This window comes from Allobosea sp. Tri-44, assembly GCF_004123845.1.
Lineage (GTDB): Bacteria > Pseudomonadota > Alphaproteobacteria > Rhizobiales > Beijerinckiaceae > Allobosea.
The window spans coordinates 391275-411712 of sequence record NZ_NBDP01000030.1; the positions used below are offsets into that span (position 1 = coordinate 391275).

Here is a 20438-nt window from a genome sequence, read left to right on the forward strand (position 1 = left end):
TCAGCGCTTCGCCAATTGCGCCGCCGAAAAGCCGGCCTTGCCGGCATAGGCGTTCACGATCTGCTCGCGCTTGCCATAGGGCAGGACGCGCTCGACATCGTCGAAGCCGTTCGGCGCCAGCGCCTCGACGGCGTCGATGACACGCTCGGGCCCGCCGGCGCGGTTCATCGCGACGATCTCGGCCGTCGCCGGCAGGCGCTGCGCCTCATAGGCGGCGAGCGCGTGGCGGGGATGCTCGGCCTTGACCAGGAGGTCGGCGAGGCAGCGCGCATCGAGGATCGCCTGCGAGGCGCCATTGGAGCCGACCGGGTACATCGGATGGGCGGCGTCGCCGAGCAGCGTCACCCGGCCATGAGTCCAGCGCGGCAGCGGGTCGCGATCGCACATCGGATATTCCCAGAAGGTGCCGCTCGCCTTGATCAGAGCGAGGATATCGACGCCGGGCACCGTGAAGCGCCGGGCGAAGGGCAGCACATCCTCGAGCCGACCAGCTTTCGACCAGGCTTCCTTCGGCGGCGGTTTGGCGGGGTCACCGGTGCGCACATTGACGACCCAATTGGTTAGGCGCGTTCCCGGCTTTTTGCCTTCGGCGATCGGATAGAGCACCAGCTTTCCAGCCATGCCGCCGGCGATGATCATGCTCTCGCCGTCGAGGAAAGCCGGCCAGTCGCAGGCACCGCGCCACATCTGGACACCGTTCCAACGCGGCCCGCCCTGGTTCGGGAAGTAATGCGAACGCACCGTCGAATGGATGCCGTCGGCGCCGATCAGGATATCGGCCCGCGCAGTCTCGCCGCCCTCGCCGAGCTTGGCGTCGGCGAAATGCGCGGTCACGCCCGCCTCGTCCTGCAGGAAGCCCTGCAGGCGTCGCCCGGTGCGGATCGCGTCCGGGCCGAGCCGCTCGATCACGGCGTCGCGAATCACGCCCTGGAGCCGGCCGCGATGGATCGAGAACTGCGGTACCGGTGCGCCAGCGTGCAGGCCGCGCAGTTCGCGCCAGACGGTCTGGCCGAACCGGTTCATGTAGATCAGCTCGCGCGTGCGGATCGCCACCGCATCGAGCGCCGGCAGCAGGCCTAGCTCCGCCAGTTCGCGAATGGCATGCGGCAGCGTGTTGATGCCGACGCCGACCTCGCGGATCTCGCTCGCCTGCTCGTAGACAGTCGCGGCAATGCCGCGCGCATGCAGCATCAGGGCCAGTGACAGCCCCCCTATGCCGCCGCCAATGATGATGGCCTTCATACCGTGTTCCGCTCCCCTGAATTATTTCAAGCTTCAAATAATTCAGGGGAACTTGTCAATCGCTCCACAAAGCTGGTGAAAACCGCCCCAATTTCGCGGCTTTTGACAGGAACGAAGCCGATTGCTGTGCGTATGTACGGTCGCTGCCGTCGTGTTCCGGCGGCAAGCGTGTCAAATGGCGGGCTCGTGCGCGATTGCGTCGATTCGCCGCGACGCGCCGGAACCCTCCGGGGCCCCGGCGCGACGTCAATTTAAGCATCATTGGTCTCAGGAGGTTTTCATGACCAAGAACGAACTGATCGCCGCGATTGCGGAAGAGACGGGCAAGACCAAGACCGACGTCTCGGCCATTCTCGGCTCTCTCGCCGGCGTTGTTGCCAAGACCCTGAAGTCCGGCGGCGACGTCACGCTCGGCGGTATCGGCAAGCTCGCCGCTTCCAAGCGCGAAGCCCGCGAGGCCCGCAACCCGTCGACCGGCGCGACGATCAAGGTTCCGGCCAAGACGGTCGTGAAGTTCAAGGTCACCAAGGATCTGGCCGACGCAGTCGCCTAAGCCTTGACGGACCGGAGCCGGATCCGATCAGATCGAATTCAATCTGATCGGATCCGGCTCTTAATTTTTGTACGCTGTTTGACCGCTCAGCTCGCATCGCACGCTGACCGGAACAGGCTCCAGGCCGTCGCGGCTTGACCCCGAGGCGCTGCTGGCCACAGTAGCGCGATGTTCCTTCGCCTCTTCACCGATCTGCGCGCTGCCAAGGTCCCGGTCACCTTGCGCGAGTATCTTGCGCTGCTCGAAGGTGTGGAAGCGGATCTCGCCGAACACCGCGTCGACGAGTTCTACTATCTCGCCCGCACCTGCCTGGTGAAGGACGAACGCCATCTCGACCGCTTCGACCGCGTCTTTGCCGAAGTGTTCAAGGGCATGGAGACGCTTGGCGAGGCGTTCGAGCAGGTCGGCATTCCCGAGGAGTGGCTGCGCAAGCTCGCCGAGAAGTTCCTCACCGACGAGGAAAAGGCCCAGATCGATGCGCTCGGCTGGGAGAAGCTGCTCGAGACGCTGAAACAGCGCCTCGCCGAGCAGAAGGGCCGCCACCAGGGCGGCTCGAAATGGATCGGCACCGCCGGCACCTCACCCTATGGCGCCTATGGCTACAATCCCGAAGGCGTCCGCATCGGCCAGGACAAGAACCGCAATTTCCGGGCGGTGAAGGTCTGGGACAAGCGCGACTTCAAGGATTTCGACGACACGCGTGAGCTGGGCGTGCGAAACTTACGGATCGCGCTGCGCCGGCTGCGCAAATTCGCCCGTACCGGGGCGGCCGAGGAGCTCGACCTCGACCAGACCATCACCGAGACCGCCAAGCACGGCTATCTCGACGTCAAGCTCCGGCCGGAGCGGCACAATGCCGTCAAGGTGCTGCTCTTCCTTGATGTCGGCGGCTCGATGGACTGGCATATCGAACTCGCCGAGGAGCTGTTCTCGGCGGCACGGGCCGAGTTCAAGCATTTCGAGCACTTCTACTTTCACAATTGCCCCTATGAGCGGGTCTGGAAGGAGAATCGGCGCCGCCACGACCAGGTCATCCCGACCTTCGACGTGCTGCGCACCTATCCGGCCGATTACCGCCTCGTCTTCGTCGGCGACGCCTCGATGAGCCCCTACGAGATCGCGATGCCCGGTGGTTCGGTCGAGCACTGGAACGAGGAGCCCGGCGAGGTCTGGATGCGGCGCCTCACAGAGCGCTTCGCGAAATCGGTCTGGCTCAACCCGGTACAGCAGCATCTCTGGGGTTACACCCAGTCGATCCGCCAGATCGGCGGGCTGATGGGCGGGCGGATGTTCCCGCTGACGCTCGACGGCCTCGACGGCGCGATGAAGGCGCTGACACGGTAGCTAAGCAGCGGATGAGCCGCTAAGGCTCGCAGCCATGCAAACCGACGACGATACGCCCGCTCCCTCCTGGCGCCAGCGCCCGAAACCAATCGGCTTCGAGATCGCCTATCGGCTGAAAGGCGACGTGCTGGAGGTCGACTCGACCCGCAAAGTCGACCAGGTCAGGCTGTCCGCAGTCGAGCAGGTGCGCTTCATCTTTGCACCCAGCAATGTCTCGTCAAAGGGCTTCCGGACCAAGCTGCGGCTGAGCGACGGCAGGACGATCACCTTCGGAAACCTGTCCTGGCGCTCGCTGACCGACATCGACCGCGACGATGCGCGCTACCATGCCTTCGTCACGGCGCTATCGGCTGCGATCGTGCGTGCCAATCCGAAAGCGCGTTTCCTCGCCGGCAAGCCCTATCTGCTCTGGCTGGCGCTGGCGCTCGCCGGCGGCGGCGCGATGGTCATGCTGACCTTTTTCAGCCTCCGCGCTTTCCAGCAGGGCGCCACCGCCGCGGCAGGGCTGGGGCTCTTACTGGCAGCCGCCTCGTTCTGGCAGGTCTGGCCGATGGTCAGGCTCAACCGGCCGCGGGATCTTACGAGCGGCGAAGTCCCTGACGACCTCGTCCCGGGCCGCCCGCAGAGTTGATCGCATCGGCGGTCAGGATATCGGCGGTCAAGATACTGGTTCAGGCGCCAGCGGCGCCGAGCCGGCCCTCCGGCGTATAGCGGTCGACGGCTTCGGGGACCCGCTGCGACAGACGCGAGAGCAGCTCCTCCTTCGAGAGCCCCGTTTGCCGGACCAATGCATCGATGACGTCGGGACCGATGGCCGTTTCGAGTTCCTGCGGCGCGACCTCCTGATTGGGCCCCTGCCGAACCCAGGAATCGGCCTTGTCAGCCTGGCCAGCCTGTTTGAAACGATCGAGGAGTTCGCCCAGCCCGCCAGTCAGCAGGCCGCCGATCCCGCCTGCTCCGAGCGTGCCGCCCAGGATACCGCCCGCCTCCGGAGGCATGTCGGACGATGGTGCAGTCGGGCGCCCCGGCTCTTTCGCGTTCCCCAACCATTCAGCGATCTTGTCCCGATTCTGGTAGCCGGCAACCGCCAGCAATCCGAGAAGGGCCGTCATGGACGGCAGGCGGCTCTCGCTCATATGTATCTCCTGGCGGTTGGAAAAGGCTTGTTCAACGGGCCTAGCGCCGGTTCGGATCGACCTGACCGGCCTGATCGGAACGGCCTCTAGACGGTGTTTCCGCGTTTCGAGAGAAACGCCCACACCATCAGGACGATGACCGCCCCGACGATGGCCCCGATGATGCCCGCCCCCTCGCCCGGTGCGTACCAGCCGAGCGCCTGCCCGAGATAGGACGCTACGAAGGCTCCGACGATTCCCAGGATCGTCGTCAGCACAAACCCGGCGGGCTCATTCGATCCGGGCGTCAGGAACTTGGCCACGACACCCGCCACGAAGCCTACGATGATGGTCCAGAGAATGCTCACGATGTCCTCCCGGGTTGCAGCGCAAGACTTCAACGGCTGCAACGCCGGCAGGTTCCAACATTCAGAAGCGCTTCGGCCCGGTCAGGCGCGTCTTCGGTGTTTCGAGCAGGCTCCGAAGCATCGAGCGCACGGGAATTTCCGTTGCCCGGCTGAGCGGAAAGCGCGCTACCTGACCACCAGTACCGAGCATTTCGCTCGCCGCACGATGGTCGAGGCGTTCGAGCCGATCACATAGGCCAGTATGCCGGGTTCATGCGAGCCGATGACGATCAGGTCGGCGCCGCTGGCATCGGCCTCGGCGAGCACCTCACCATGGACAGAGCCGACCAGGACCTTGGCCGAGACGCGCTCGGCCGGCAGGTTCACCTTGGCGGCGATTTCGGCGAGCTTGGCTTCGGATTCCGCCTGCTGGCCGGCATCGAAATCGGCCGGCACGAATTCCATGTAGGTGATCGGTACGAGTGAACGCACGAAGACCAGCCTGATCGTGCCATCGGATGCGGTGGCAAATGACTCGGCCGCGGCAATGGCAGGGGCTGCCAATTCGGCCTCGGCAAGATCGACGGGCACCAGAATCGATTTGTACATCGCATCCTCCTCCGGCGTGGCCCGCCCGGCCAGGCATGGTCGAACGATCGGCACCGACGCCTTCACATTATGTCGGAGCACAATCCCCGAAGGGAAGAGCGTCGCCTCGTCGCGAGAGGCTCCAGTAACGCGATTATCGCGCGATGGCGGGCAGCCGTCCTTGCGATCGATCAATCAGGCCAGCGCATGCCCGCCAGAAGCCGGGGGAATTTGACGGCGGCGCCCGGGAACCCGACAGTCCGCCGCCGCGCTTTGCGCCGTGCACTCTTTTTCGGGTGGACCGATGACCGCAGCCGCCTCTCCGCCGCCACGAACAGGCCTGCTCGCCTCTCCGGCCGCCTTCCTGATGGTACTCGCCTTCCTCAACTGGCTCGGCTACGCCAGCTGGAGCGCGCTGCTCAACAATTTCACCAAGGAAGCGGCGGGCTTCACCGGGCAGGACATCGGCATCCTGCAATCGGTCCGCGAGATTCCTGGCTTCCTGGCCTTCACCGCCATCATCCTGTTCTGGATCATGCGCGAGCAGGTGCTGGCTTATCTCAGCCTGCTGACTCTCGGTCTCGGCGTGGCGCTGACCGGCTACTTCCCCAGCCTCGGCGGCCTCCTGCTGACGACGATGATCATGTCGCTCGGCTTCCACTATTACGAGACAGCGCAGCAATCGCTGCAATTACAGCTGCTGCCGAAGTCGGAGGCGCCGCGGCTGCTCGGCAAGATCGCCGGCGCCTCGGCGGTAGCCCAGCTCATCGCCTTCGGTTCGATCGCGCTGATCTGGCGCCTGTGGCAGCCGAGCTATGTCCATATCTTCCTTGGCGCCGGCCTCGTCACCATGGCGCTGACGGCAGCCGCCATGGCGCTCTTCCCGCGGTTCCAGGGCGTGGTGCCGCAGAACAAGGGCTTCGTGCTGCGCAAGCGCTACTGGCTCTATTACGCCCTGACCTTCATGTCGGGCGCACGCCGGCAGATCTTCATGGCGTTTGGCGGCTTCCTGCTGGTCGAGCGCTTCGGCTACGACGTCGCCGCGACCGCGACGCTGCTGCTCGTGACCTATGGCATCAACATGTTCGCCGGCCCGCTGCTCGGCAACCTCGTCGGCAAGGTCGGCGAGCGCGCCACGATCCAGCTCGAGAACATCTCGCTGATCGCCGTCTTCATCGGCTATGCGCTGGCCAGCCATGGCCAATTCGGCGCGGCGGGCGCGCTCCTCGCCGGCGGGCTCTTCGTCATCGACGGCGTCTTCTTCACGCTCGTCCTGGCGCAGCGCACCTATTTCCAGAAGATCGCCGACCCCGCCGACATCGCGCCGACCTCGGCGGTGGCCTTCACCATCAACCACATCGCCGCAGTGTTCCTGCCGGTCACCTTCGGCCTGATCTGGCTACGCGATCCGGCGATCGTCTTCTATATCGGGGCGGCAGTGGCGACGGTCTCGCTCAGCCTGTCGCTGCTGGTGCCGCGCCATCCGGCAGCCGGCCACGAGACGACGCTCGCCGCGCAGGCAGCGGCGCCAGCCGAGTAGAAACCAAGCTGTCGGGAGTTCAGCCCTGGCGGGCCGGCGTGCGAACGATCAAGCCATCGAGTTCGTCACGCACTCGGATCTGGCAGGACAGGCGCGAGGTCGGGCGGACATCGAAGGCGAAATCGAGCATGTCCTCCTCCATCGGCTCGGCATGGCCAGCCTTTTCGGCCCAGGCCTCGTCGACATAGACATGGCAGGTGGCGCAGGCGCAGGCTCCGCCGCATTCCGCCTCGATGCCCGGAACGCCGTTGCGCACCGCGACCTCCATCACGGTCGAACCAGCCTCGCCCTCGACCGTGCGGCTGGTGCCCTGGGCATCGATGTAAGTGATCTTCGGCATCGTGGACTCCGGCGCGCCTTGCGGCGGCTGCGCGGCTGGCGCGGTCGGGAGGAACCGGCCGGGCTTCCTTGGCGGCGCACTGGCAGGTTCGCAGGAGGAACGTCGCCCGCGAGCGAGCCCGCGAACACTTCGTCTCTAGAGGATTTCGAAAGCGGACGAAACGGCGATATCCGCCATGCCGCGCTTCATTCCTGCGGCCTCAGGCCGCGCAGTCGAGCCGGGAAATCACCGCGCGCGCCTCGGCCGCGGCAAGCGTCAGGGCGTCCAGCGCGTCCTCGCGCGGCGGCGTACCGGCCTGGGCGAGCTGCTGCTCGATCCGGTCGGCGGCTTCCGCGACCTGCCAGGCGCCGATCGCGCGGGCAGCCCCTTTCAGCGTGTGGGCGGCATCGCGGCGGACATTGGCGTCGCCACCGTGGATGGCGCGCAAATGGCGGGCGCATTGCTGCGCGAACAGCGTCAGCAGCTCGCGCTCCAACTCGGCATCGCCGCCGGTCTGGCGGGACAGGTGCACGAGGTCGATGGCAGTCTGGGGCATGGGGAACTCGGATCCGGCTCTAAGCTGCGGAACTCGCGCAGCCTTCTGACCCCTGATGAAGCGCCTTTATGGTGAATGAGGCGTTAACGACGTTTGTGAATCAGACGGTCAAACGGGTTTCAATCCCTGCTTGCCTCAACTACCCTTCGATACAGTAAACGATGGGCGTCGTGTCGCTTGACGGATCCGGCTGGAGGCTGCCGGTTCCCGATCTGCGGCGGACATCACCGCCCGTCGCAAGTAGCGTAGCGAGGCGGCATTCATGACCCGGCAGAACAAGCTCCAGGATCCGACCGAAGCAGCGATGTCGGCGATCGAGGAGGCGCTGAGGCTCGACCCGTCGAAGACCGAGGGGCCGGCTTCTACCGAGCCGAAGCTGCCAGCGACGGGCGAGAACGAGCTCAGGATCGATCTGCCGCGCGTCGAAAGCGCTGCTGTCACGCAGGCAGCCGCGGAAGCTGCGCCAGAAGCACCGACCGCCCCGCCCCGCCCCGCCATCGCGCCCGACACCAGCCGCGTCGCCAATGACGACCGCCGGGATTCCTCTTCACTCGTCCAGGCCTTCGCCGTCCGTCCCTCCGGCCGGCCCTATTGGCTCGCGGTCCTGGCCACCCTCGCCTGGCTCGGCGGCGTCGGTTTCACGCTCGTCAGCCGCTATGGTTCGTTCACCGAGGGCCTGCCGGCCGGCATGGCCGCCTGGGGACCCGGACAATGGGCCCTGCTCGCCTTTGGCGCCGGCACGCCCGTCGTCTTCTTCTTCGTACTGGCGGCGCTCTATCGCCGGACCCAGGAGATGCGGCTGGTCTCGCGCGCGATGACAGAAGTCGCACTGCGCCTGGCCGAGCCCGAGGTCGTTGCGACGGATTCCGTCCTGTCGCTCAGCCAGACCATCCGCCGCGAGGTCGCCGCCATGGGCGACGGCATCGAACGCGCGGTCGCGCGTGCCGGCGAACTCGAAACAATCGTGCGCGGCGAGATCGCCACGCTCGAGCGGGCCTATGCCGACAACGAGATCCGGTTGCGCTCGCTCATCGACGAGCTGGTGAACCAGCGCGAATCCGTCGTCGGCAATGCCGAGCGCGTCAAATTCGCGATCAGCGGCGCGCATGAGAGCATCAGCAAGGATCTCGAAACCGCCAGTCGCTCGATCGCCGACGCCGTCGCCGAGGCTGGCGAGCGCGTCACCTCGCGCCTGACCGACAAGGGCGACCAGATCACGCTGGCTCTCGGACATGCCGGCGAGCGCATGGTCGACGAGATCAGCGGCCGCGGCAGCGATCTGGTCGAGCGCCTGCAATCGACTTCGCATGATGTCAGCGAGCGCATGACGAATGCGAGCCAGTCGGTGACCGCCTTGCTCGACAACCGCGCCCAGGAGATTGCGGGCTCGCTGGAGCGCACCGGCGCCGTGCTCACCGAGGGTCTGACCGCCGGCGCCCGCGACGTCACCCGCGCCATCAGCGAGACCGGCGCCCAGGTCGTCGAGTCGCTGGCGAGCCGCGCCGAGACCGTCAACGATACACTGCGCAACACCGGCGATACGCTCGCCCAGGAGATTTCGCAGCGCGGTGCCACCGTCGCCGAGCGCTTCGAGCAGAGCGGGCGCACCCTCGTCGAGCTGTTCGACGAGCAGAGCGGCAGCCTGAGCCGCCGCCTGACCGAGACCGGCGAGACGCTGCGCAATACGATCAGCAGCGAGGGCGACAGCGTCACCACCCGCCTCGCCGAAGTCGGCCGCGGCGTGCACATGCTGCTTGGCAAGCAGAACGAGCTCGTCGTCAGCCGCATCCAGGAAGCCGGCGATACCGTCCATGGCCTGATCGCCAGCCAGGGTGAGACACTGGTCGAAAAGCTCTCCGGCACGGTCCAGACCGTCGACACCTTGCTGAGCGAGAAGACCGATTCGATCGTCCTGCGCTTCGACGAGGCCAGCAAGGGCCTGCACAGCCTGATCGGCGAGCGCGGCGAAGAGCTGACCGCGCGGATCTCCGCTGTCGGCGCGACCGTGCACAGCCTGTTCTCCGAGGAGGCGAGCAGCCTCGTCACCCGCCTTTCCGACGTCGGCCACGAGGTGCGCAGCACGATCGGCGAGCAGGGCGACCACCTGGTCGGCCGTCTCTCCGAGACCGGGCAGCGCCTGCAGGAGGCGATCAGCGAGCGCGGCGACGGGCTGGTGCTGCGCATGGCCGAGATCGGCCAGGGTGTCGAGCACGCGATCGGCGAGCGCGCCGACAGCATCGTCGCGCGCGTGTCGGATGCGGGCCGCAGCGTCGAAAACGTGATCGGCGAGCGCGGCGACAGTCTCGTCGCCAGACTGTCCGACAGCACCGAGGAGATTCACCGGACGCTCGGCGACCGTGCCGAGGGCATCGTCGCCCGCGTGGCCCATGCCGGCCGCGACGTCGAGGCTGCGATCGGCGAGCGTGGCGACGGGCTCATCGCCCGGCTGTCGGAAGTGGCGCGCGAGGTCCACGCCACCATCGGCGAGCGCGGCGACAGTCTGGTCGCGCGCCTGTCGGATGTCGGCACCGAGGTCCACACCGCGATCGGCAGCCAGCGCGAGACGCTGGTGACGCAGCTCACCGATGCCGGCGCCAGCGTGCGCAACCTGCTCATAACCGAGGGCGAAGCGCTCAGCGGCCGCGTCATTGCGACTGGCCAGGACATGCAGGAGCTGCTCTCCGGCCAGAGCCAGGCACTGGTCACCCGCGTCGCCGATGTCGGCCGCTCGGTGCACGGCCTGCTGGCCGAGCGCGGCAACGCGCTGATCGACCGGCTGGCGGATGCGAGCGGGACCGCGCATCAGCGGCTCGACGAAACCGGCGAGGCGCTCGCCGCCAAGATCCTCGCCGCGAGCGAGACGGCGAAATCCGTCATCGACAACCAGCACACCGGCTTCATCGCCCGCCTCGGGCAGGCAGGAGACGAGGTCGGGGCCCTGCTCGGCACCCAGCGTGACGCGATCGTCGCCGGCCTCACCGCGACCGGCCGCGAGGTCCATGGGCTCATCGGCGAGCAGAGCCAGACGCTGGCCAGCCGTCTCGACGAGGCCACCAAGGCTCTGTCCGATGCGATCAATGTCGACGGCCGCGAGATCGCCGACCGCGTCACCGAGGCGGCGACCGCGCTGCGCGGCACCTTCACGACCGAGGCCGAGCGTGCCAGCAGCCTGCTCGCCGCCACCGGCAAGGACGTGGTCATCGCGCTGACCCAGCAGGGAGGCCGCGTCAACCAGGCGCTCGCCGCCAACGCAGAGTCGCTGCTGCGCTCGGTCGATGCGCGCTCACAGGCGCTCAACGAATCGCTCGCCAGCAAGCATGACTCGCTGAACCGCCTCTTCGACGTCCAGGGCCGCGAGATCGAAGCCACGATCGGCGCCCGCCTCGGCGCCTTCGAGGAGATCATCGTCACCCGCGGCGGCACGCTGGCCGCCAAGCTCGGCAACGACGCCCGCTCCTTCACCGATTCGGTGACGCTGCGTCTCGGCCAGGTCGAGAAGCTGCTTGGCGAGGAAGGCCAGGCGCTGGCCGAGCGGATCGGCGAGCGCTCGCAGCACGCCGCCGAGACCATGATGGCGCGCACGCAGGAAGCGGCCGCCACCATGGAGACCCAGATCAAGATCTTCGAGGATCGCTCCAGCGCCAAGAGCTCCGAGATCGCGACCTCGCTCGACGGGCTCATCGCCCGCATCGACGGCAATCTCGGTGCACGCGCCAACGCCCTTAACGAGGCGCTGGTCGAGCGCACGGTCGATATCGCCCGGGTCATGGCCGAGGGCGGGCGCGAGGTCACCCGCGCGCTGACCGCCAAGGCCGACGAGATCGGCGAGATCGTCACCACCAAGAGCGAGGCGCTGACACAAACGCTCGCCGAGAAGGCCGACAGCATCAATGCGACGCTCGGCGGGCGTGCCCTCCAGATCGCCGATACGCTCGATCAGAGCGTGGCGCGGTTCGAGGAGCGCGTCGTCAACCGGCTCGACACGGTCTCCGGCACGCTCGATGCGCGCGGCACCCAGATCGCCCAGACGCTGCAGGGTACTGCGGATTCGGTCTCCGTTTCGCTCGGTGCCCGCACCGAGGAGCTGCGTGCCCTGTTCGACGGTAAGGGTGCCGGACTGATCACCTTGCTCGACGAGCGTGGCAATCAGATCGTCCAGACACTGCAAGGCACCTCGGACTCGATCGCCGGCTCGCTCAACGCCCGGACGGAAGAACTCCGTGCCCTGTTCGAGGACAAGGGCTCCGGCCTGGTCAACCTGCTCGACCAGCAGGGCAACCAGATCGTCCGGACGCTGCAGGAGAAGTCGGACGGCATCGCCGCCGCGCTATCCGAGCGCTCCGACGAGCTGCGCGCAGTCTTCGACGAGCGCGGTGGCGGCATCCTCAACGCGCTCGGCCACCGCGGCAGCCAGATCGCCCAGATCCTGCAGGAGCGGTCGGACGGCATCGCCACCGCCCTCTCCGGACGGACAGAGGAATTGCGCGCCCTGTTCGACGAGCGTGGCGGCGACATCCTGAATGTGCTGGACCAGCAGAGCCGGCATCTGACCCGGACCCTGGCGGAACAGTCGGAAGGGATGAACTCCTCGCTGACCGCACGGACCGAGGAAATCCGTGCGCTGTTCGACGAACGCGGCAACGGCGTGATCGACGCGCTCGGCCAGAAGGGCGCCGCCCTCGCCGGCCAGTTCGCCAGCATCGGCGAGGCCCTGGTCAAAAACATCGAGAACCGTGGCGGCTCCGTGGTCGCCAGCCTGCGCGAGCGCGGCACCGAGATGAGCCAGGCGCTCGACCTTGCCTCGGGTGCGCTGCGCGAAACGATCGAGAGCGGCACGAACCAGTCGGTCGAGGCGCTGCTCAAGACCAATGAGCAATTGCGCAGCGAGCTCGGCAGCATGCTGGGCCGCCTCGGCGAGGCCAACAAGCTGATGCAGCAGATCGTCACCGGCGCGAACAAGAACCTCGCGGCGGTCGAAGGCAGCCTGTCGGGCCGCGTCGAGGAGCTGCAGACCGTGCTCTCGACGGTGGTGCAGGAGACCAACCGCACCTCCGAGCAGGTCGCGAGCCAGATCGCGACGCTGAAGGGCTACTCGGAAGGCACGCTGCGCGACACCGTGGCGCTGATCTCCCGGATCGACGAGCAGGGCTCGGCGATGACCGAGACCTCGCAAACCAATGCCGCGGCGCTTAACGCCGTCGCGCAGCGGCTCGAGCAGGTCGAGGCTCGCGTCGGCAATGTCCTGGCCGACCGCAAGGAGGCGCTGGAGCACCTGCACGGGCTGATCTCGACACGCACAGACGACATCGAGCAGATCACCCGCTCCTTCTCGTCGGCGCTCGACGATTCGCTCAGCAACGCCGAGACGCGCACCCGCCAGCTCAGCACCGTGCTCGGCGACGCGGCCGAGTCGACCAACAGCGCCATCGCCCAGCAGTTCGACTCGATCCGCGCCGCCAGCGGCCGCGAGCGCGAGGCGACGGCACTGGCGCTTCGGGCGGCCTATGAAGAGGTGGTGAACGAGGTCTCCGGCGAGTTCGCCAAGGTCACGGAGCGCTTCCAGAGCGCTGCCGAGGACATGCGGTCGATGTCAGCAGAGATCCATCGCGAGCTCGAGACGACCCGCACCGAGCTCAAGAAGGGCGTGCTCGAGCTGCCGCGCGAGACGCAGGAATCGACCGCCGCCATGCGCCGCGTCGTCGCCGACCAGATCAAGGCGCTCAACGAGCTGACCGAGATCGTCTCGCGCTCCGGCCGCAGCACCGACGTTGCACGCCCGCAGGGCGAGCGGCGGGCAGTCGCCTATCAGCAGCCAATGCCCGTAGCCAGCGCTTCGGTCGCCGTGCAGAGCGCGCCGGTGCTGACCGAGCCACTGCGGGCCTCGATCGACCCGACGCCGGAACCGGCAAGGGCTGCGCCGCAAGCGCAGGTTCAGGCGCGCCCTGCCCCCGAGCCCGCGCGGCCCGAGGTCCAACGCGCCGAGCCAGTGCGCCGGCCCGCGGCCGAACCTGCCCCGGCAAAGTCGGGCTGGCTCTCGGACCTCCTGAGCCGAGCCTCGCGCGACGACAGGGCGCCCGAGGCCTCCAAGCCAACGGCGCACAGTATCGAGAAGCTCGATTCGCTCTCGGTCGACATCGCCCGGATGATCGACCATGACGCCGCCGTCGAGCTCTGGGAACGCTACAAGCGCGGCGAGCGCAACGTCTTTACCCGCCGGCTCTACACCCTGCAGGGCCAGCAGACCTTCGACGAGATCCGGCGCAAATACCGCCGGGACGCCGAGTTCAAGGAGACGGTCGACCGCTATATCGAGGAGTTCGAGCGCCTGCTCGGCGAAGCGGCCAAGGACGACCGCGACTCGATGGTGGCGAAGACCTACCTGACCTCGGAGACCGGCAAGGTCTACACCATGCTGGCCCATGCCAGCGGGCGCTTCGAGTAAGTGCCAGTTCAGGAACGATGAACAGAAAGGCCGCCGATTGGCGGCCTTTCTTATAGGGGAAGCCGTGGAGCGCAACGATGCCAATGATCAGCTCTGGCGAGGATGCCGCCTTGGCTGCTGGTCCTGGATATCCACCGGCGTTTTTGCGACAGTCGTCGTTCCGTTATTGAAATACGGATTCGGCACGCACTGGCTCTACGCGCTTCTGGCCGTTCTAGATCACGCTGCGTTTGGACGGAATCGTCCAAACGCAGATAACGTGATCAATTCTAATAGTTTAGAGCATGCTTGGCGCGAAAAAACGTTGCCACTTTTTCGCAGCATGCTCTAGGCGCCCTCTTCGTATCGGGCTGGTGGCTGCGGCGCCGCATCCATCGTCCTACCCCGCCGAACTGAGCAACATGATCGACCGGGACAGCTAATCGAGGCTAGCCCCGTCAGCGCGCCCAGCGGGCGATCTGGATCAGCACCTGCGACAGTGCCTGGTCGAGCGCTTGCGCCGCCCCTGCCCCGTCAGCGCCGGCGGGCACGCGCGCCGAGAATAGTCTGGCGCGCTGGACCTTGCCGCTGCGATCGCCGACCAGCTTGGCGGTGATCTCGACCACGGCCGCACCGCTCGCAGCATCGACGTTGAAGCTGCGGATGTCGGTGTTGAGCTGGAGGTCGGGAACGATGCGTTCGCCCGGCCGGCCGACGGCGGCGATGCGGCTGCCGTTCTCGAAGGTCTGGATCAGACGGGCCTGCACCAGTTTCGGCACCCGGTCGGCCCATTGCGCCCCGCCGAGGAAAGAGAGGGCACCGGCCGAGTCCTTGACGATCAGGCGGTCGGAATCCAGCGCCTGGACGGTCGAAGGCTCGGCGACAATCAGCACGCCTCCTGATCCGCCGATGCGGCCGAAGTCGCGCGGGGCCGAGAGATCGTAGGTGGTCGGCGTCGCGCCGCCGCCGCAACCGGCTAGCAACAATGCGCCTACAGCTGCCAGGGACAGGGCGCGCAGACGACCGTAAAGCAGCGAGGGCGGGGTCAGCATGATCATATCGAGCTAGCGCGATCCACCATATTGCGGAAGTGGCGGACGGCCGCCGAAAATGAACTGCTGGGGATTACGCTCGAGATTGCGCAAAGTTCGATTTAAATCGGAAAGAGTGCGCTTGCCATCGGAGGCCAGCGACTCGATATCGCGCAATCCAGGGCCGGTGAAGCGATTGATGCCGGTGGTGATCTCGGCGGTGCGCTTGTCGAGATTGTCGGCCAGGGCGCGGATCGACTTGGCCGCGCTGGCAACCTCGGCGAAGGCGCCCTGGCCGTCCTGCGTGTTCAGGAAGGACTGCGCCGCCTTGAGCACGCCTTCGACCTGATCGGCGGCGCGGTTGAGCTTGTCGGTGATCGAGGCGACGTCGCTGACCGCCTTCGACACGTCGGCGCTGGAGCCGCCCAGCGCCGCGGTGAACTTGTCGATGTTCTCGACGATGCCGGTGATCTTCTTCTGATCGATCGAGCGGACAACCCCGGTCAGCTCCTCGCTCAGCGTGCCGAGCTTCTGCGACAGCGGCGCGATCGTATCGGCAATCTGGCCGAAGCTGGACATCAGCTTGTCGATGCTGTCGGAATTATCACCCAGAGCCTTGGAGAACTTCTCGACATTGCGCACGGTGTTGCTGATCGAGCCGGAATTTTCCTTGATCAGCCCGTCGACACTGCCCAACACCTCATCGGCCTTCTTCGCGACATTGCGGACCGTCTCGATGATGTCCTGCAGTTCGGAACGCTCGGCGCTAATGGTCGGCAGCGCCTCGCCGGGCTTTGCCAGCAGCACTGCGGCATCAGGCTCGCCGCCGATCAGCTGCAAGGCAACGACGCCGGCGAGCCCCTGCGCCTCGATGCGGGCACGGGTATCGACACGCAGCGGCGTGGTGTTCTCGACCTCGATCACACCGAAGATGCGGCGCGGATCGTCAGGCTGCAGGCCAATCTGCTTGACCTCGCCGACGCGCAACCCGTTGAAGAGCACGCTCGATCCGCGTCCAAGGCCGGTGACGGTCCCCGTGAAGATCACGCGGACATCCTGCTTGCGCCCGCCGCCGCCGCTGCCGAACCAGTAGACGAAGCCGAACATCGCCGCGATCACCGCGAGAGTGAAGAGGCCGACCAGAGCGTAGTTCGCACGGGATTCCATCGCGGGCGGTCAGGTCCTCGTTCGATCCTCAGGCAGCCGGGCGCGTGCCCGCTCCCCGCCGAAATACGCTTTGAGCCAGGGATGATCGGACGCCAGCATGGTGGCGAGCGGACCAACCGCGATGACACGCTTGTCCGCCAAGGCAGCAATCCTGTCGCAGGCTACATATAGACTATCGAGGTCATGGGTTACCATGAACACCGTCAAGCCCAAAGTCTGCTTGAGTGTCATGATCAGCTCGTCGAATTCGGCAGCGCCGATCGGGTCGAGGCCCGAAGTCGGCTCGTCGAGGAAGACGATCTCGGGATCGAGCGCCAGCGCCCGGGCGAGCGCGGCGCGCTTGATCATGCCGCCGGACAGTTCCGAGGGCGTCTTGTCGGCGGCATCGGGCTTCAGCCCCACCATCTCGATCTTGAGCATGGCGAGTTCTTCGAGCAGACCCGGCGAAAGCTGGAGATATTCCCGCATCGGCACCTGGATGTTCTGCTTGACGGTGAGCGCCGAGAACAAGGCGCCCTGCTGGAACATCACGCCGAAACGGCGTTCGAGCCGGCGCCGGCCGCGCGGATCGAGCTTGTCGACATTTTCGCCGAAGACCTCGATCGAGCCGCGCTGCTTGCGCACGAGACCGAGGATCGTGCGGGTCAACACGGATTTGCCCTGACCGGAGCCGCCGACGAAGCCGAGAATCTCACCGCGCATCACGTCGAGATCGAGCCCGTCCATGATCACCTTGTCGCCGAAGGCGACCTTGAGATCACGAACGCGAATCACGGCCTCGGGTTCCTGCCCGGCCGCATCCTGCGGCCCGCGCGGACCAGCCTGAGAGGGTTTGTCGAGCACCGGGCGCTCCCCCTCACATCCGAATCGAGGCGAAGAACATGGCGAACAGCCCGTCGACCACGATGACCATGAAGATCGCCTTCACCACCGACGCGGTCACCTGATGTCCGAGCGATTCGGCCGAGCCCTTCACCGCCAGGCCCTCGATCGAGGCGATCAGGCCGATCACGAACGCCATGAAAGGGGCCTTGATGAGGCCAACCGCGAAATGCTGCCAGGTGATCACGGATTTCAGGCGATCGAGATAGGTATCGAGGCCGATGCCGCCATAGAGCCAGCTCACCAGGCCGGCTCCGACGAGGCCTGCCATGGCCGAGATGAAGGTCAGAATCGGCAACGCGATGATCAACGCCAGGATGCGCGGCACGATCAGCACCTCGATCGGGTCGAGCCCCATCACCCTGAGCGCGTCGATTTCCTCGCGCATCTTCATCGAGCCGATCTCGGCGGTGAAGGCAGAACCCGAGCGACCCGCCACCATGATCGAGGTCAGAAGCACCGACAGCTCGCGCAGGACCAGGATGCCGGTCAGGTTGACGACGAAGGCGGTCGCGCCGAAGCGCTGGAGCTGGAAGATGCCCTGCTGCGCGACGATGCAACCGACCAGGAACGAGATCAGGATGATGATCGGCGCGCCGTTGAAGGCGATCAGCTCGATCTGGTTGACTAGCGACGGTCCGCGGAAACGCCGCGGACCGAACAGGGCACCGACGCAACCTGCCATCACCTCGCCGAGAAAGATCGCGCCACCGGCAAGATCGCGACCGAAGCGGACGACGCCCTGGCCGATGTCGATAAGGATGGTGACGAGCCCGATCGGGCGAACCGGCGGTTGGTAATCGGTGACGTCGCGCTCGACCTCCGCCAGCAGCACGCCGTGCTCCGGTCGGCGGCTGGTCAGCTCGACTGAAGCCCCTTTCGCTTCGCCCGCCTGCTTCACCTGCCCAAGCAGATAGGCACCGAGCGTATCCAGGCGTTCGATCGCCGACAGGTCGAGCCGTGCGCTGCGGACGCTGCCGATGCGCTCCGTCAACTCGCTGGTCAGAGCCTCGAGACGCGGCGCCCGCCCGGCGCTCCAGCGCCCGGCCAGCGACACCACGAGGACGCCACCATCGTCGCGATAGACCGCCTGCGGCTCAGCGTCGTCGACGACAGCCATGACGGTTAGCCCACTCCCGCATTCAGATTCGGCCCCCATAGCCTGTATCGCCGCGCGCCCGGAGGATGGCAAGCACCGCCAGCGCCAGGCCACACAGCGCGACCGGCACCATGGCGAGGAACACGCCTGGCCCGAACAGACGATAGAGATAGCCGGACAGAATGGTGATCAGCCCCATCGCGAGTGCACCGGCGGCGACGAGATGGCCCTGAGCCGCCGCGCGGCGCGCCTCCGGGGCAAGCGCCGACAATGCCGCCAGCGAGCCGAGATGGGCGCAGCCGAAGGTGGCCCCGTGCAGGATCTGCAGCAGGAAGGTGACCGGCAGCCCAGGATCGGCGCTCATCATCCCGAAGCGCAGTGCTGCCGCCACCGCCCCGATCGCGATCCAGCGCAGGCCGACGACGCCGCGCGCCGCAATGCTGCCTGCGACGATGAAAACGACGATCTCGGCCAGGACCGAGACAGCCCAGAGCCAGCCGATCACCTGGTCGCTGAAACCGAGGCTGCGCCAGTGCAGCGAGCCGAAGGCATAGAGCGCCGCATGGGTGGCGTTGACGCAAGCGGCCGCGGCGATCGCGAGCCAGAACGGAAGCCTGAAGCCGGCCGGAGATGTGCCTTGCCGGGCGACGGGTGAAATCCTTCCCGGCGGCGACGGCGCCTGCAAGGCGGCCAATGCTGCGAGCGAACTGCTGCCGGCGAGGACGAACGGAATCAGCCAGGCGCCGTACAATGCAATCAGATAGCCGCCGGCGAGGTTCGAGAGCACGAAAGTCACCGAGCCCCACAGCCTGACGCGGCCATAGTCCTTCAGCGCCCCTGCTTTCACCTGCTCGGTGGTCAGGACATCGGCGAGCGGCACCACACCCGACAATGCGATGGCGCTCAGCGCGGTCAGGACCGCGATCGGGACGAGCTGCGCTTGCTGTGCCAGGGCGAAATAGATGATTCCCGCCAGTGCGTTGAGCAGTGCCAGCAAGGTGTTCGGACGCAGCCGATCACCAAGGCCGGTCACCGACGACGCGACGAAGACACGCACCAGGATCGGGATCGCCAGCACATAGCCGATATCGACATCGCTCAGCCCCTTCGAGCCGAGCCAGACGGGGAAGAATGGCAGATAGAAGCCGACGCCGAGGAAGTTCAGCGCGTGCATGAGCGACAGGCGCGCGGCCAGCAGACGCGAAGGTTCGGACCGGAGAGGCGGTGACATGCCAGTGGCAGCGATTTCTTAAAGAATCATCAGCAAGTTTGCAGATGGGCATCTTCGGTCGGCGAAATGCGATTCGGCCAGCCCATGGAGAGCAGTCTGGCCATGAGCGACGCGCGTTCGCTATCCCCGCTGAGCGCGGCCGACTATGACGCGATCGCCGCCGCCGTGGTCGAAACCTCGCGCGGCCGCTGGTTCCTGAACGAGTACGCTCGCCGCAATCGGCAGGCCGATACCGAGATGGTGCTGTCGGCCATCGCTCGCCTCGAACGGCTCTGCTCCGTTCCCGCGGCTGAGCTTGGTCCGGACCTGTCGGAAACGGCCCGCACGATAGCAGAGCTGCGCGGCGATCTCGATCGCGCCGGCGTCAGCGGCACCTCCGCGCGCCTGTCGACCCGCATCCAGGAGACGGCGTCGGGCATCCTCGAGGCAGCGGAAGCGATCCAGGAAATCGCCTGGACGCTGCGCGAATCGGGATCTGAATCCGAGCTTTGCAACCGGCTCGACCAACGTGCGACTCAGATTTACGGCGCGACCACGGTGATCGAGGCCGGTGCCAACCAGATCGAAAAGGTCGCCGACACCATCGCCATGCTGGATGCGAATCTGCGCGCAACCGCGGGCGACACCGATTTCACCTTGCTCGATACGCCGCGGCCTCCGATCGCAGCGGCAGAGATGCCCAGGCCGCCCGCTCCGAAGAGAACGACGGACCCCGGCGACATCGACGTGGTCGAGGCCAGCACGCAGGAGCGCGCGCCACTCAACGAAACCGGCCTGCGCCCGCCGACGCAGGCCTATCGCCGACGCGGCAGCATCCAGGCCGCCGAAGACGATATCGCCTTCGCCGATGTCGGCGCGGCTGGCCAGGCCATCGCCGATCCGCCAATGGCAAGTTCGGCCCAGGTCGAGCTCAGCTATTCAGAGGCCGATCTGCGAGCGATCGGCACACTGCCCGTCGAAGACCGGCTGCGCTTCTTCGGCTAAAGCCCGTTCCGCTCTGTCG

General features: G+C 66.6%; 17 protein-coding genes. 6 read left to right on the forward strand and 11 right to left on the reverse strand.

Going from position 1 to position 20438, the window contains the following annotated elements; all coding sequences use genetic code 11:
• Positions 1-1242, reverse strand: coding sequence for a flavin-dependent oxidoreductase (locus tag B6S44_RS18315; RefSeq protein WP_129158311.1), 1242 nt, complete (start codon positions 1240-1242; stop codon positions 1-3).
• Positions 1243-1417: 175 nt separating this feature from the next.
• Between B6S44_RS18315 and B6S44_RS18320 the strand changes: the two genes are divergently transcribed.
• The 3 genes from B6S44_RS18320 to B6S44_RS18330 all read left to right on the forward strand — a co-directional run bounded on the left by B6S44_RS18320 (position 1418) and on the right by B6S44_RS18330 (position 3770).
• Positions 1418-1795, forward strand: a complete 378-nt coding sequence (locus B6S44_RS18320; protein ID WP_282568196.1) for an HU family DNA-binding protein — start codon at positions 1418-1420, stop codon at positions 1793-1795.
• A 168-nt stretch (positions 1796-1963) separates the two neighbouring features.
• Positions 1964-3139, forward strand: a complete 1176-nt coding sequence (locus B6S44_RS18325) for a vWA domain-containing protein (protein WP_129158312.1) — start codon at positions 1964-1966, stop codon at positions 3137-3139.
• Between the two features lie 34 nt (positions 3140-3173).
• Positions 3174-3770 carry a hypothetical protein gene (locus B6S44_RS18330; protein ID WP_129158313.1) on the forward strand — a complete coding sequence of 199 codons (597 nt, stop codon included), beginning with the start codon at positions 3174-3176 and terminating at the stop codon, positions 3768-3770.
• 40 nt (positions 3771-3810) lie between these two features.
• Here B6S44_RS18330 and B6S44_RS18335 read toward each other — a convergent pair whose 3' ends face one another.
• The 3 genes from B6S44_RS18335 to B6S44_RS18345 all read right to left on the reverse strand — a co-directional run bounded on the left by B6S44_RS18335 (position 3811) and on the right by B6S44_RS18345 (position 5210).
• On the reverse strand, positions 3811-4275 hold the full coding sequence (locus B6S44_RS18335) for a YidB family protein (RefSeq protein WP_129158314.1): 465 nt from the start codon (positions 4273-4275) through the stop codon (positions 3811-3813).
• Between the two features lie 86 nt (positions 4276-4361).
• Positions 4362-4622 carry a GlsB/YeaQ/YmgE family stress response membrane protein gene (locus B6S44_RS18340; RefSeq protein ID WP_129158315.1) on the reverse strand — a complete coding sequence of 87 codons (261 nt, stop codon included), beginning with the start codon at positions 4620-4622 and terminating at the stop codon, positions 4362-4364.
• Positions 4623-4787: 165 nt separating this feature from the next.
• The gene (locus B6S44_RS18345; protein WP_129158316.1) at positions 4788-5210 is read right to left on the reverse strand and encodes a universal stress protein; all 423 of its coding nucleotides are present in this window, start codon (positions 5208-5210) and stop codon (positions 4788-4790) included.
• Positions 5211-5493: 283 nt separating this feature from the next.
• On the opposite strand from B6S44_RS18345, the gene B6S44_RS18350 reads away from it, so the two are divergent.
• Positions 5494-6729 carry an MFS transporter gene (locus B6S44_RS18350; protein ID WP_129158317.1) on the forward strand — a complete coding sequence of 412 codons (1236 nt, stop codon included), beginning with the start codon at positions 5494-5496 and terminating at the stop codon, positions 6727-6729.
• Positions 6730-6748: 19 nt separating this feature from the next.
• Here B6S44_RS18350 and B6S44_RS18355 read toward each other — a convergent pair whose 3' ends face one another.
• Complete coding sequence (locus B6S44_RS18355; protein WP_129158318.1) at positions 6749-7069, reverse strand: 2Fe-2S iron-sulfur cluster-binding protein; 321 nt, start codon at positions 7067-7069, stop codon at positions 6749-6751.
• A gap of 199 nt (positions 7070-7268) precedes the next feature.
• On the reverse strand, positions 7269-7604 hold the full coding sequence (locus B6S44_RS18360) for an Hpt domain-containing protein (protein ID WP_129158319.1): 336 nt from the start codon (positions 7602-7604) through the stop codon (positions 7269-7271).
• Positions 7605-7866: 262 nt separating this feature from the next.
• Between B6S44_RS18360 and B6S44_RS18365 the strand changes: the two genes are divergently transcribed.
• On the forward strand, positions 7867-14046 hold the full coding sequence (locus B6S44_RS18365) for an apolipoprotein A-IV repeat region-like domain-containing protein (protein ID WP_129158320.1): 6180 nt from the start codon (positions 7867-7869) through the stop codon (positions 14044-14046).
• 437 nt (positions 14047-14483) lie between these two features.
• Here the strand turns inward: B6S44_RS18365 and B6S44_RS18370 are convergent, their stop codons facing one another.
• The 5 genes from B6S44_RS18370 to B6S44_RS18390 form a co-directional block, all read right to left on the reverse strand.
• Positions 14484-15077 carry an ABC-type transport auxiliary lipoprotein family protein gene (locus B6S44_RS18370; RefSeq protein WP_129158321.1) on the reverse strand — a complete coding sequence of 198 codons (594 nt, stop codon included), beginning with the start codon at positions 15075-15077 and terminating at the stop codon, positions 14484-14486.
• A gap of 12 nt (positions 15078-15089) precedes the next feature.
• The gene (locus B6S44_RS18375; protein WP_129158322.1) at positions 15090-16223 is read right to left on the reverse strand and encodes an MlaD family protein; all 1134 of its coding nucleotides are present in this window, start codon (positions 16221-16223) and stop codon (positions 15090-15092) included.
• A 9-nt stretch (positions 16224-16232) separates the two neighbouring features.
• Entirely contained in the window at positions 16233-16949 is a 717-nt protein-coding gene (locus tag B6S44_RS18380) for an ATP-binding cassette domain-containing protein (protein WP_206735204.1), read from the reverse strand.
• A gap of 130 nt (positions 16950-17079) precedes the next feature.
• Entirely contained in the window at positions 17080-18225 is a 1146-nt protein-coding gene (locus tag B6S44_RS18385) for an MlaE family lipid ABC transporter permease subunit (protein ID WP_129158323.1), read from the reverse strand.
• Positions 18226-18247: 22 nt separating this feature from the next.
• On the reverse strand, positions 18248-19435 hold the full coding sequence (locus tag B6S44_RS18390) for an MFS transporter (protein WP_129158324.1): 1188 nt from the start codon (positions 19433-19435) through the stop codon (positions 18248-18250).
• 102 nt (positions 19436-19537) lie between these two features.
• On the opposite strand from B6S44_RS18390, the gene B6S44_RS18395 reads away from it, so the two are divergent.
• On the forward strand, positions 19538-20419 hold the full coding sequence (locus B6S44_RS18395) for a hypothetical protein (protein WP_129158325.1): 882 nt from the start codon (positions 19538-19540) through the stop codon (positions 20417-20419).
• Positions 20420-20438: the final 19 nt, after the last annotated feature.